Source organism: Bartonella sp. MF74HXZ, assembly GCF_042194445.1.
In the GTDB taxonomy this organism is placed as follows: domain Bacteria; phylum Pseudomonadota; class Alphaproteobacteria; order Rhizobiales; family Rhizobiaceae; genus Bartonella; species Bartonella grahamii.
Genome location: NZ_JBHIMW010000004.1, coordinates 194,039 through 205,744, shown reverse-complemented (window position 1 = coordinate 205,744; position 11,706 = coordinate 194,039). Strand labels below are relative to the sequence as shown.

The 11,706-nt window shown below is 42.6% G+C and carries 13 protein-coding genes; 3 read left to right on the top strand and 10 right to left on the bottom strand.

Annotated elements, in window-relative coordinates; genetic code table 11:
• Nucleotides 1–124 precede the first annotated feature (124 nt).
• From ACFIJ8_RS05120 to ACFIJ8_RS05110, 3 genes are all read right to left on the bottom strand, one after another.
• Nucleotides 125–313, bottom strand: a complete 189-nt coding sequence (locus ACFIJ8_RS05120) for a hypothetical protein (RefSeq protein WP_273788627.1) — start codon at nucleotides 311–313, stop codon at nucleotides 125–127.
• A gap of 2 nt (nucleotides 314–315) precedes the next feature.
• Nucleotides 316–705 carry a hypothetical protein gene (locus ACFIJ8_RS05115; RefSeq protein ID WP_273788626.1) on the bottom strand — a complete coding sequence of 130 codons (390 nt, stop codon included), beginning with the start codon at nucleotides 703–705 and terminating at the stop codon, nucleotides 316–318.
• Nucleotides 706–1,017: 312 nt separating this feature from the next.
• Nucleotides 1,018–1,335: an XRE family transcriptional regulator gene (locus ACFIJ8_RS05110; protein WP_273788625.1), complete on the bottom strand. Its 318-nt coding sequence runs from the start codon at nucleotides 1,333–1,335 to the stop codon at nucleotides 1,018–1,020.
• Between the two features lie 423 nt (nucleotides 1,336–1,758).
• Between ACFIJ8_RS05110 and ACFIJ8_RS05105 the strand changes: the two genes are divergently transcribed.
• Entirely contained in the window at nucleotides 1,759–2,829 is a 1,071-nt protein-coding gene (locus ACFIJ8_RS05105) for a DUF1376 domain-containing protein (RefSeq protein ID WP_273788624.1), read from the top strand.
• Between the two features lie 96 nt (nucleotides 2,830–2,925).
• Here the strand turns inward: ACFIJ8_RS05105 and ACFIJ8_RS05100 are convergent, their stop codons facing one another.
• Both ACFIJ8_RS05100 and ACFIJ8_RS05095 read right to left on the bottom strand, forming a co-directional pair.
• Nucleotides 2,926–3,087, bottom strand: a complete 162-nt coding sequence (locus tag ACFIJ8_RS05100) for a hypothetical protein (protein ID WP_375628864.1) — start codon at nucleotides 3,085–3,087, stop codon at nucleotides 2,926–2,928.
• A gap of 263 nt (nucleotides 3,088–3,350) precedes the next feature.
• On the bottom strand, nucleotides 3,351–3,506 hold the full coding sequence (locus ACFIJ8_RS05095; RefSeq protein ID WP_375628862.1) for a hypothetical protein: 156 nt from the start codon (nucleotides 3,504–3,506) through the stop codon (nucleotides 3,351–3,353).
• Here ACFIJ8_RS05095 and ACFIJ8_RS05090 point away from each other — a divergent pair.
• Entirely contained in the window at nucleotides 3,505–5,835 is a 2,331-nt protein-coding gene (locus tag ACFIJ8_RS05090) for a toprim domain-containing protein (RefSeq protein WP_375639141.1), read from the top strand. The genes ACFIJ8_RS05095 and ACFIJ8_RS05090 overlap by 2 nt on opposite strands.
• On the opposite strand, the gene ACFIJ8_RS05085 is transcribed toward ACFIJ8_RS05090, so the two are convergent.
• The 5 genes from ACFIJ8_RS05085 to ACFIJ8_RS05065 all read right to left on the bottom strand — a co-directional run bounded on the left by ACFIJ8_RS05085 (nucleotide 5,826) and on the right by ACFIJ8_RS05065 (nucleotide 8,352).
• Nucleotides 5,826–6,386 carry a hypothetical protein gene (locus tag ACFIJ8_RS05085; RefSeq protein ID WP_375639140.1) on the bottom strand — a complete coding sequence of 187 codons (561 nt, stop codon included), beginning with the start codon at nucleotides 6,384–6,386 and terminating at the stop codon, nucleotides 5,826–5,828. The genes ACFIJ8_RS05090 and ACFIJ8_RS05085 overlap by 10 nt on opposite strands.
• Before the next feature lie 59 nt (nucleotides 6,387–6,445).
• On the bottom strand, nucleotides 6,446–7,129 hold the full coding sequence (locus ACFIJ8_RS05080) for a hypothetical protein (RefSeq protein WP_375639139.1): 684 nt from the start codon (nucleotides 7,127–7,129) through the stop codon (nucleotides 6,446–6,448).
• Between the two features lie 56 nt (nucleotides 7,130–7,185).
• Complete coding sequence (locus tag ACFIJ8_RS05075) at nucleotides 7,186–7,404, bottom strand: hypothetical protein (protein ID WP_375639138.1); 219 nt, start codon at nucleotides 7,402–7,404, stop codon at nucleotides 7,186–7,188.
• Nucleotides 7,405–7,462: 58 nt separating this feature from the next.
• A complete protein-coding gene (locus ACFIJ8_RS05070) occupies nucleotides 7,463–7,786 on the bottom strand; it encodes a hypothetical protein (RefSeq protein ID WP_375639137.1) in 324 nt (107 codons plus the stop codon).
• Between the two features lie 149 nt (nucleotides 7,787–7,935).
• Entirely contained in the window at nucleotides 7,936–8,352 is a 417-nt protein-coding gene (locus ACFIJ8_RS05065) for a hypothetical protein (RefSeq protein WP_375639136.1), read from the bottom strand.
• A gap of 239 nt (nucleotides 8,353–8,591) precedes the next feature.
• On the opposite strand from ACFIJ8_RS05065, the gene ACFIJ8_RS05060 reads away from it, so the two are divergent.
• The gene (locus tag ACFIJ8_RS05060; protein WP_375639135.1) at nucleotides 8,592–9,161 is read left to right on the top strand and encodes a hypothetical protein; all 570 of its coding nucleotides are present in this window, start codon (nucleotides 8,592–8,594) and stop codon (nucleotides 9,159–9,161) included.
• Nucleotides 9,162–11,706: the final 2,545 nt, after the last annotated feature.

Genomic DNA, 11,706 nt, shown 5'->3' with positions numbered 1-11,706 from the left:
CCCCCCCGTCTCATATCAGCTAAAATTCCCCCAAGCCCCCTAAGAAAGAAAACATAACGCGCATCATGATCACCGCAATAAAAAAGCACTTGCCCTTTCATTGCGGCATCGTTTTTCAATCTAGCTATTGCACGACGGAAAAATCATGGCGGTAATATTCTTCCTCCAATTTTTTTACCATCAACTGAGCCACCTCTTGCGATATGAAAAGAATAGCGTTGTGTTTTTGTGGTTCGAGTCTGATTAAATTTCGCGTATTTCCAGCATAATAAAGTGGAATCCCTTGATACGAAGTCTTGAGATAACTTGGCATGTTTACCACCAATAATCTGTCAAGACATCACATGGGCGTAAACGATGCTGTTTTTCATAAGAGCCATAGAGATTATCTTCATAATCGCAAGCCGCTCTTTCATTTAAACAAACATGATAAGCTTCACTATTCAAAACGAAGGGCTGCAATGGCGTATTTTCTTCATTCACTTCATGATTTTCTACATAAAAATCAGCGATTTGTTCCGTAACATCTTCAGCATGAGAAGTTGTCAGGTCGAGTCGTAAAACTCTATAAACAGTTTCACATTCTTCAATCAGTTCGAGCACTTCTTCGATTTCGTCGATTGTTCCTTCATAAGTATTAGGATTTTCCTCTTCGCATAAAACGATAATGATTTCATCCTCTTTAACGAATGGAATATTTTTCATGATTTCCCCCTTTAGATAGTTGATAAAGCATAGCCTTATCTTGACAAGACTAAATATAGCGTTAGTCTTATCTCCTCTATAGGAGAGATGTCAACCATTTTATCCTTCATAAAAGATATATTTTAAATCTCTACGGGGTCCAAATGACATATGTAAATAAAAATCTATCATTCTTTGTTCCCCTCATGTCCCTTTGTTGTTCTCTATTTGTTCTTACTCGATTGCAATTATAACCACACAGGAGAGATAAAATGAGTGATATAATATTAATAAAATACTGGAGTCGTCTTGATTCAAAAGCACAGAAAGAACTTATTTTGGAGCTTCGTCAACGGGTCGCCGCAAAAGAGTCAAAATCGCCTGTCTCTCTTGCGGAGAGAGTTTTGAAATAAGCTCTATAAATTCTTTATCTTCAGGGCTGGCCCCTTTTCCGTAAAGAATATAATTCATACTGATATTAATTTCGTGACAAATTCGCGAGAGAGATTCGATTGTTGGTTCTTTTCCTTCAGAAAGAATAGAATGAAGGTACCCCGCGCCTTTACCGGCCGCGAGGGAGATAGATCTTTTTGACCGCCCACTTTTTTCCAAAGCGATTCTTAATCTTTGACGCCAACCATCGATATTCATAATTCCACCATATAGCGCGTCTTTTTAAAAAAACACGCCCTTTTTATAAAACGGGCTTGCATTATCCTCTAAAAAGGATAAAATTAAGGAAACAAATTTTACTTTTAGGGGGAAAAATTTTTTATTTTTGGATCATAAAAACACTTTAACCATCCCATAAAAGGCCACCTCCAAAAGTTACTGCCCAAAGCAAATACCCCAAAGCAGATACATTGAAAATGTGTGGTACTCTTTATTTTTTCCATCACCGCAATCTTAAATTGTAAGTTTGCATGCGCTTCAAGCACACCCAATCATTTATAAACGTCGTAAAGAAGCCTCTCGTCATCATCAAACAGAGCCAAACAAAAACACAAGTTAAATCCCTATTTGCGCTTTTATCGTCAATAAAAATGTATAAAAAAAAAGAAAGTAGATTGCAGTATGAAACACGCTAATCAACAAGAAACTCCTCATTATGAATCGTCTAGGCTTCCGTATGTTTGTTGGTATCAAAATGACTTTCTAGGAGGTGTTCGTGGGATGCGTGCACACGAAATTGGAATCTATACGATTCTTCTCAATGAAATGTATGCACGCGGTCGTCCTCTAGAAATATCGAAAGAACGTTTAGCGCGTCTTTGTGGTTGTGACAAGCGAACTTTTGTTAATGTTTTAGAGATGCTCATCCAAGAGGGTAAGATTTTAAATTTAGCCAATGGATTATGGAACAAGCGTTGCGAAAATGTTTTTCAAGAGCGTGAAAAATTGCTTGAACAAAAATCCTTTGCGGGTCGTTCTTCGGCAAAAAAGCGCAAGAAAATCAATGCAGAGATTCAACAACTGCTCAACGAAAGTACAAAAGATGTTGCACAAAGCTCAAAAGCTCAAAAGGCAGAAGAAAAGGAAACACCTTACGGTGTTTTAGAAAAGAAAATTTTGTGTGATGAAACAGAACCTTGTTTTTCCTGTGAAGAAAACTTTGAACAAAGCGATCAGCAGTCTCTCTCTTTAGCTCTTGATTCTGCTCTCCCTTCCCCTCCACAAGAAGAAGCGGAGCAAAAAAACGCCTCCCCCTCAAACGCTCCACAAGCCGATTTCGCCCCCGCCCCTATTGCGCAAATTGTCACGGGGGAAAAAACAAAATCCGCCACCAACCTCCCACCCAGCAATTTTCCTGTATCCATCCCGCCTTCTTCCAACAAAAAATCCACTGCCTCAGTTGCCAAAGGGCACCGTCTTCCTGAGCATTGGCAAGCAGACATCAAGGCAGCAGTTTCAGAAGGTTTAAGTGAAAGCCAAGCCCATTGGCAAGCCAAGAAGTTTCGCGACTATTGGCAAGCCAAAAGCGGTAAAGAAGCTCTCAAAGTAGACTGGCAAGCCACATGGCGCAACTGGTTTCGCCGTGAAATCGAACGGCTAGAACAGCAAAAACAGGGGAGCTCCTCATCTTTCATCTCTGAGAGCAACGACATGCTTTACCGCAGTTTGATCAATTATAGCGACAATTTTTGACATCACACGAACAACCTATTTTTCAAGCACGCGCGGGGACAAAAAATGTTTCAAAACCATAAAAATAATAATAAAAACAACAATGAAATAAGCTATTCATACAGCAAAACGAGCCAACACCACCCCTACTGCTCTCACCACAAAAGCGCTCGCCCTACACGCCTCATCTCTTGCACGCAAAGGAACACAAAAGCTCTCCAGCCTCTGTGTATCCATCCCGCCTTCTTCCAACAAAAAACCCACTGCCTCAATTGCCAAAGGGTACCGTCTTCCATGCCCTTAGCAAATAGTTATCAACGCAGCAGTTTCAGAAACTTTCAGCAAAGATCATACCCTTCAAACAACGCTCGTCAGCCTTTCAGCATCCACCCCCTCTTTCTCGAGCAACACCCTTCTTCCAATGACCGCCTTTGCCAAAAGGGGTACCGTCTTCCTGAGCATTAGCAAGCAGACATCAAGGCAGCAGTTTCAAAAGGTTTGAGTGAAAGCCAAGCCCATTAGCAAACCAAGAAGTTTCGCGACTATTGGCAAGCAAAGAGCGACAAAGAAGCGCTCAAAGTAGACTGGCAAAGCCCCATAGCACCACGGATTTCACTATCAGATCGAACAGCTAGAACAGCAAAAAGAGAATTCCCCCACATCTTGAGAAAAACAACAATCATTTCACGAATAACCATGAGCACAATTTTTGAAATCAAACAAAAACTTATCTCACAAGCCGATAGAATAGCAGAAATGCTTCTTCCCCAAGGGCACAAACGAGGCAACAATTGGATTGTAGGCAACACACGTGGTGAAGCTGGTCAAAGTTTATCAATTTGCTTGAGTGGTAGTAAAGCAGGACTTTGGTATGATTTTGCAGAAGGCACTGGAGGAGATCTTTTAGACCTTTGGTGTGAAGTCAAAGGCATTAGCCTCTCTCAAGCATTAGAAGAAGCACGCGCGACTCTCAATCTGACACGCCCAAAACCCTTTATGGTCCCTCATCGTTCCTATCGCCGTCCACCGGTTCCTACAGGGCAGAGCCCGCAGAATCTGGTAAAAAACTATCTCCACAAAGAACGCCACATTCCTCTAGAGGTTATAAAGCGTTACCGCATAGGAGAAAATGGTGAAAAAATCATTTTCCCCTTTTATAAACCCGATGGCACCCTTGCTCTAGTTAAAGAACGGCTCGCGCAAGCAGGAGCAAAAAGCAAACCAACCGCCTCTCAATGTGAACCGATTTTGTTTGGTTGGCAAGCCCTTTGCTCCCCCAAAAACACCCCCTCAACCAACCCCGCCTCCACACAGGCATCCCAAAATACACCCTCAACCAACCACGCCCCACACGTGCCCCAAAATACCGCCTCAACCAACCACGCCTCTACACACGCATCCCAAAACACTCCCTCAACCAACCCAACCTCTACACAGGCATCCCAAAATACCCCCTCAACCCACCCCGCCTCTACACAGGCATCACAAAACACCGCCTCAAACAACCTCGCCTCCACACAGGCACACCAAAACACCGCCTCAACCAACCACGCCTCTACACACGCATCCCAAAATACACCCTCAACCAACCATACCTCTACACAGGAATCCCAAAACACCGCCTCAACCCACCCCGCCTCTACACAGGCACACCAAAATACACCCTCAACCAACCACGCCTCTACACAGGCACACCAAAACACCGCCTCAAACAACCATGCCTCTACACAGGCATCCCAAAATACACCCTCAACCAATCCCGCCTCCACGCACACGGACCAACAGGCAACCCAGCACGCGCCATTTCCCACTTTTTCTTCAACAAACCGTACAATTGTTATCACTGAAGGAGAAATTGATGCGCTTTCCTTAGCTGCCTATGGATATCCGGCGGTTTCTGTTCCCTTTGGGGGAGGACGTGGAGGCAAACACAACTGGATTGAAAATGAATTTGATCATTTAGAATCTTTTGAAACGATTTTTTTAGCCACCGATATGGACCAGCCCGGAGAAGAAGCAGCCCGTGAAATTGCCAGCAGGCTTGGACGCCACCGTTGCTACCGTGTCCGTTTACCCCTTAAAGATGCCAATGATTGTTTAACCGCAGGGATTGATAAAGCCACCATAAAAGCCGCCTTTTCCTCAGCACAAAGCTTTGCCCCAGAAGGTTTACGGCGCGCCTCAGACTATAAAGATCAAGTAATAGGGCTTTTTTGGCCAGAGCCTGAAAAACATCTTGGTTATACGGTTCCCTATCCTAAACTGAAGGACAAATTGCATTTCCGCCCAGCAGAATTAACGCTTTGGAGCGGTGCGAGTGGTGCAGGAAAAAGCCAATTGTTATCAGACTGTATTCCCCATTGGATTGCGCAAAAGAGTCGCCTTTGCTTAGCCTCTCTAGAAATGAAAGGAGAACAATCTTTACGGCGCTTAACCAAACAAACGGGCGGCTTAGAAAAGCCTACAAAAGAGACAATTGAACGGATTCTTCATTTTTTAGACGATGGGCTTATTCTTTATGAACATGTTGGCAAATCAAGCGTTGACACCTTGCTTGATGTCTTTGACTATTGTCGTGCGCGCTATGGCTGCGATCAATTTATCATCGACAGTCTCATGCGGCTTGGCATTGCCTCTGATGATTATGCAAGACAAGAACAAGCCGTTTATAAAATGGTTGATTGGGCTGTTTTAAACAGTGTACACATTCATCTTGTAGCCCACGCCCGCAAAGGCGGTCTGGATAAAGACATCCCCAGCACAGAAGACATTAAAGGTGCCTCAGAAATTGGCGCCAATGCCTTTAACATCATCACCATTTGGCGCAATCGATCGTTAGAAGACAAAATCTTTGCCGCCTCTCTAGCACAAGAAAAAGCAGATTTAGCCAAACGCCCTGGCGTCATTATGAATATTGCCAAACAACGTTCTGGTGATTTTGAAGGAAAAATAGGGCTCTGGTTTGATCCCCAAACCTACCGCTATCGCTGTTCTTTTGAACAAACATTCCCTCGACGTTATCTGTAATGCTCCATAAACCCCACTCTCTTTAAAAACGCCTCCGCCTTCACACGCGCACGCCTTGCTCCCACAGAAACAACAGGAAGGATAAATCCACAAATGATAAAAAACACCCAATCCTTCGAGAACCAAAGCCAGCTCAACCCCATATTCTCTGCTCCCAAACGCAAACAAAAAAAGATCGCTCCAACAACGGCGCAAAACACCAGCCCCTTCAATAGCCACAAACAACGCGTCAGCACCCCATCTTGCCGCCCCCTCATATGCAAAATCAAGAACCACTCCAACACTACAGCAAACACGATCCCTATCAAGGACAGGAGACCCCATGGTATGTCCATATTCTCCATCCCCCAAAGAGCTAAAAAAAGGACGACTCCTAAAACGCCGTAAAACAGCACTTCCTTCAAAAAGAGGGAAACACCAAAAATACAATAAAACGCCGCTCGCCACCACGGAATATCGAAGCGCTTGGAAACCTTATAAGTACCAATAACGACAACAATAAAAAGGTAGGAAAACACCAACAACAGCAAAAAAAACAAATCGTTCGACATCACATACCCCTCACAGCAAGCCCATTAAAGATCACACCCATGAAAAAGAAAAACACACACTACTTTAAGAACCAAGCCCATAGAACACGCGCACGCCTTGCTCCCTCACAAACAAAAGGAAGGGTAAATCCAAAAATGAATAAAAACACCCTCTCATTCGAGAACCAAAGCCAGCTCAACCCTAGATTCTCTGCTCCCAGACGAGTAAAAAAAAGGAGAGTACCAAAAATGCAGGAAAACAGCACAAAATTCAAAGCACGCAACGACCTCTGTAGCACCGTATCACTTTGCTCGCGTATAAAGAACCCCAAGAGCACTTTCAACAATAAAGACAAGAGCAAAACCTTTAAGAATACCGCCCTTATGCTATCCATATCTCTGACGCCCACAGCAGCAAACCACAGGATAAAGCCCATCATGCAACAAAACATGACCGCCTTTAAGAACACTTGCCCCGCCACAGGCATACTCTTGACGCCCAGATGCACCAAACCAAGAACAGTTGCAAAAATGCAAGAAAACACCGCCCCCTTTAAGAGCAGCTCCCCGTCAACAGCGCGCCTGCCCACGCCCACATAAACAAAACCAAGGTAGGTGGCAACAACGCCATAAAGCACCACCCACCTCCAAAACATCCACCCTGTAACAGAGCGACGCTTTGCTCCCTCATAAATAAAAATCAAGGCCAGAGCAAAAAAGCAGAAAAAACCCAACAACAGCCAAAACATCAAATCGTTCGACATCAAAGACCCCTCACAGCAATAACATCAAAGATCACGCCCGTAGGGAAGAGAAATGCTCATTTTTTTAAGCCCCCCAACAGTACACGCATACACCGTACCCCCTCCAGAGCAAAAAAAGGAACAAGTCCAATAGTGCCCGCAAACACCCCATTGTTCGAGATCACAAACCAGCGAACCCCCATATGCTTGGCGCCATTATGCGCCAATCCAACAACAGCTCCAACAACGCAGAAAAACGCCAGCCCCTTCAAAAACATGTCCCGCGCAACCACCATATGCCCCGCTCCTTTATTAAGTAAAAATCAGAGACCATGCCAAAAATGCAGCAAAAGATCAATCCTTTTCAAAGAATGAAAGCCTAAACCCAAGACGCCTTGCCCCTAGATAAATAAACCCAAGGACAAGACCAAAGACAACGCCAAAAAGAATGTGAAAGACCCACTTGTTTGAGAACCACACCCAAGTCAAACCAAAATGCTCAGCTTGCGCATAAACAAACTTAGAGACAGTGATAATAATGAAGCTCAACGCCATTTTTTTTAAAAAAGCCTTCCTTGTAACCCCGAAAGACCTCATTGCCGCATAAACAGACACAAAGACAAGAGCAACAAAGCAGAAAACCTCCAACCATGGCAAAAAAAACAAATCATGCGGCATCAATATCCCCCACAGCAGTAAAATTAAAGGTCACGCTCATCATGCAGAAAAACGCCAGCCCCTTCAAAAACATGTCCCGCGCAACCACCATACGCCCCGCTCCTTTATTAAGTAAAAATCAGAGACCATGCCAAAAATGCAGCAAAAGATCAATCCTTTTCAAAGAATGAAAGCCTAAACCCAAAACGCCTTGCCCCACGATAAATAAGCCCAAGGACAAGACCAAAGACAACGCCAAAAAGAATGTTAAACACCCACCTGTTTGAGAACCACACCCAAGTCAAACCAAAAAGCTCAGCTTGCGCATAAATAAAATCAATGACAGCAGCAAAAATGAAGCTCAACAACAACATCTTGAAGAACAAACCCTGATTTACACCACGCCGCTGCATTACTTCATAACCCAACATAAGGAAAATGCCAGGAGTGCCATAAAATACCACAGCCCGTAAAAATACGCCCCACGTCATCCCCAACGCCTTCATTTCTACATAAACAGCCACACAGACATAGGCCACAATGCAGAAAAATACCAGTCTTTTCAAAGACAAAGCACCGCGCGCCATCACGCCACTCCCTCATCAAGTCATTCAAGGAAAATCCACCATGCGACAAAACACCTCTCTTTTCAAGAGCCAAATCCATGGGGCTCCCACACACAAGCGCAACAGTCCAAGTCACCCCCAAGAGCGCACAACCCCCACGCACACTCCAACACATGACTTCCTCTAATCCCCCTGTTTTACCTAGAGCAAGCAACATTTTTTAAAAACGAGAAGCAAACGATAATTTTTAAGGAGATGATATGACCCATCAAGAGAGAAAAAATACGCAAACCTGCCCACTTGACCATCAAGATAAAGGAAGGCACATTGGTCATTTAAAGGCGCAAGAAATCCCTGTTGAAACGAGCAATCCTTATTTTCAACCCAATCATCCAGAAAACTCCAGCAATCCGCGTACCATCAATGCCATTGCCAATGCACAAAGCCATCCCATTGCTCTTTTATATGCGAAAGGACATCTCAGCAAAGCCCAATATAAAGCGGCAGAACGTTTTTATTTTTACTGGCGTCAAAGTCAAGCCGATCTCCACATGAGCCTTGACTACACCCGTGAAAAGGTTTCCTGTAGCCAAGGGTACACACACCCCATTGAACGTCAAATAGAAGCATCCAATCATTTAAAAACAATCAAAGTTCAACTGGGTATTCTTGGCTATTCACTGCTTGAACGCGTTATCGGCTATGGACAAGCAATCAAAGAATTAAGTTCTTCAAAACGCAAACAAAATTCCCTTGCCGATCATTTACGAGATTGTTTAGACTTGCTCGCATTTCATTGGGGATATGCAAACCATAAACATTTTGAATAATCCCCCTCCTCGCCATTTTAAGCAGCCTCCCATGTTGCCCCCGCCCCCTCTAAAGAAATCTCCCCCACACACGGGCTCAAGCATCCAGCAGCTCTCCCCAACCTCTTCCACCACTTCACCCCCACACCCAAAAGGACAATACTTCACTCCACACCCACTCAAGATACACTCCACACCCTTAAAAACAAAAATCCTTCCCCCACACCAGTCCTGTAATCATGAGGTTCTTTTAAGTTTATTCATTTTTTATTGAAGAATAAGTTCTGTTTAAGATGTTTGCATGCATCATAACAGCTTTAAATACAGTTTATTTAAATACAATTTAATTGTTTAATTAATGTCGAGTCTCAAAATAAATATTCAATTGAAAAAAGTATTCATTAATTTTTAATGCAAAATGACACAATCTTCTTTTTTGTAAAAAGTATTTTTTATATTGATATCTTTTCAATTCTCTGCTAATTGTAGCGTAATAGTTTTGTAAGTATGAATTTGTGGATTGAATACGGTCTTTTAAATTCATTTTTTTAACATGTCCTACTAGCCAGTGTTAAAATTCTCCTGCTTTTAGTCCTCTGATTGCAACGGAGGACTTTTTTTATGACTGTACTTTTTTATAACTGTATTGTCTTAAATCACTCTCTTATGAGCTTTATTATATTCCTCCATAAAATCTCCCCGCAAAATAGATCATTCTTTTGTCATATTGGCTTGCGTTCCATCCTCAAAGAACAAAGATTCTTAACCCAATCTGATCTACAAACAACTTGGATAGACTTCACTCTTGGTTTTCCATTCAAGGTTTTCAGCTAAACTCAAGGCGCAACAAAACAAGCCCTGCCCTAAAGATTCACCACGCCCTTAAAAAAACACTTAAAACATATCCAAGGCGGCTGGCTCTCATATCACCAAACCGCAAATGACAGTGTTTTACGACATAACAAAATGACTTATATTTAATGACTTTCTTTATTCTGTAGCCCACCAACAGGTTGATGTATCACGACACCATATTGATTTATCATTATAATCACCCGTTCTTCATAATTAAAATAAGAGACCCGAATATCATAAGGGTTCTCTCATTTTAAATTTATTTCATGTTGCAACAATCAACGCCGTGTCTTTTGCACGTTACCAACATGAGAGACATATGAAATAAAACACGTCAAAGATAAAGAATCAGAATGCCTCTTATGAACACTCTCCAGAGCCAAAGGTTGTCCTCACATTAGACGCTAGAATTAGACGCTAGAATAGTATGATAGTGCTGACTTTCCCCTTATGAGATTTTAAAGAAGGGCTTCTCCACTTCACAAGAGATTTCTCCATTATCCCATTTACCAACATCCCCATTCACCAACATTATTGTGAGATAAGACAACATGATGTTTTTTAAACAAAGACATAAATGTGCAACACAAGTATATTTTGTTTGGAACATTCTGTTTTACGTAAGGCGTGTAAGACCCCATTAAAAAACTGGCATCCCCATGAGAAAAAATCTAAAGCGTGAGGATAAAAACATGAAGCAAGCGTGATTCCATTCAGCTATTGCTCTTTAACCGCCAAACCGAATAAAAAATAGATCCGGAAAGACGGAGGGAAGCTTTATCCATAGCACTTCATATTCTTCTCAAGAATGTTGATCTTCCTGCTTTAAAAGATAAACTAAAAATATATACAACATCTCTCCTAACATCCCCCTCTTTCTAGCATCCCGCAAGAATCACAAGAATCAAACGTTATACAGCTCATTTTGTCATATTATAAAGCACTGTTATTTTAAGGCGGTGTTGAAACAGTTAAAATAATTGAAGTGTTTAGCCAACGCCATTAGCGAAGCAAAAAAACAAACTGTTGAAAAGCAGTGTAAATCTTGTGTAAACATAAAAAAAACAAGAAAAAGGCACAAAAATATCTTAATTTTTATAAAAATACTCAGCGTCTTTTACGATTGTATTGACGAACAACCCTGATCACATAATCATCTTAAATGTTGAGAATAAAGAATGAATAGCCCTAACAAATACAGCAACCTATCAATAAAAATATAAAAACAAATCTTTTAGCTATCCCTGTTTTTTACGGAATAGGCCTTTCCCTATGGATACTGCTCACTCTCGTGAAGCAGCATCCAAACTGTAGAGGATGCACTCCACCTTCAAAAGAGTACACCTTTCCTCTCGACGGATACTGCCAAACCCTGATAAAGGCAGCATCCAAACTGTAGAGGATGCACTCCGCCCTTAAAAGAGTGCATCCTTCCCCTCAACGGATACTGCCAACCCCTGATAAAGCAGCATCCAAACTGTAGAGGATGCACTCCAGCCCTCAAAAGAGTGCACCCTTCCCCTCAACGGATACTGCCAAACCCTGATAAGGCAGCATCCAAACTGTAGAGGATGCACTCCGCCCTCAAAAGAGTGCATCCTTCCCCTCAACGGATACTGCCAAACCCTCATCAGGCAGCATCCAAACTGTAGAGGATGCACTCCAGCCCTCAAAAGAGTGCACCCTTCCCCTCAACGGATACTGCTCAACC

Excerpts from the sequence above, each read along its gene's own strand:
- ACFIJ8_RS05120 (WP_273788627.1), bottom strand. The coding sequence starts at position 313 with ATGCCAAGTTATCTCAAGACTTCGTATCAAGGGATTCCACTTTATTAT.
- ACFIJ8_RS05115 (WP_273788626.1), bottom strand. The coding sequence starts at position 705 with ATGAAAAATATTCCATTCGTTAAAGAGGATGAAATCATTATCGTTTTA.
- ACFIJ8_RS05110 (WP_273788625.1), bottom strand. The coding sequence starts at position 1,335 with ATGAATATCGATGGTTGGCGTCAAAGATTAAGAATCGCTTTGGAAAAA.
- ACFIJ8_RS05105 (WP_273788624.1), top strand. The coding sequence starts at position 1,759 with ATGAAACACGCTAATCAACAAGAAACTCCTCATTATGAATCGTCTAGG.
- ACFIJ8_RS05090 (WP_375639141.1), top strand. The coding sequence starts at position 3,505 with ATGAGCACAATTTTTGAAATCAAACAAAAACTTATCTCACAAGCCGAT.
- ACFIJ8_RS05095 (WP_375628862.1), bottom strand. The coding sequence starts at position 3,506 with ATGGTTATTCGTGAAATGATTGTTGTTTTTCTCAAGATGTGGGGGAAT.
- ACFIJ8_RS05085 (WP_375639140.1), bottom strand. The coding sequence starts at position 6,386 with ATGTCGAACGATTTGTTTTTTTTGCTGTTGTTGGTGTTTTCCTACCTT.
- ACFIJ8_RS05080 (WP_375639139.1), bottom strand. The coding sequence starts at position 7,129 with ATGTCGAACGATTTGATGTTTTGGCTGTTGTTGGGTTTTTTCTGCTTT.
- ACFIJ8_RS05075 (WP_375639138.1), bottom strand. The coding sequence starts at position 7,404 with ATGGTGGTTGCGCGGGACATGTTTTTGAAGGGGCTGGCGTTTTTCTGC.
- ACFIJ8_RS05070 (WP_375639137.1), bottom strand. The coding sequence starts at position 7,786 with ATGCCGCATGATTTGTTTTTTTTGCCATGGTTGGAGGTTTTCTGCTTT.
- ACFIJ8_RS05065 (WP_375639136.1), bottom strand. The coding sequence starts at position 8,352 with ATGGCGCGCGGTGCTTTGTCTTTGAAAAGACTGGTATTTTTCTGCATT.
- ACFIJ8_RS05060 (WP_375639135.1), top strand. The coding sequence starts at position 8,592 with ATGACCCATCAAGAGAGAAAAAATACGCAAACCTGCCCACTTGACCAT.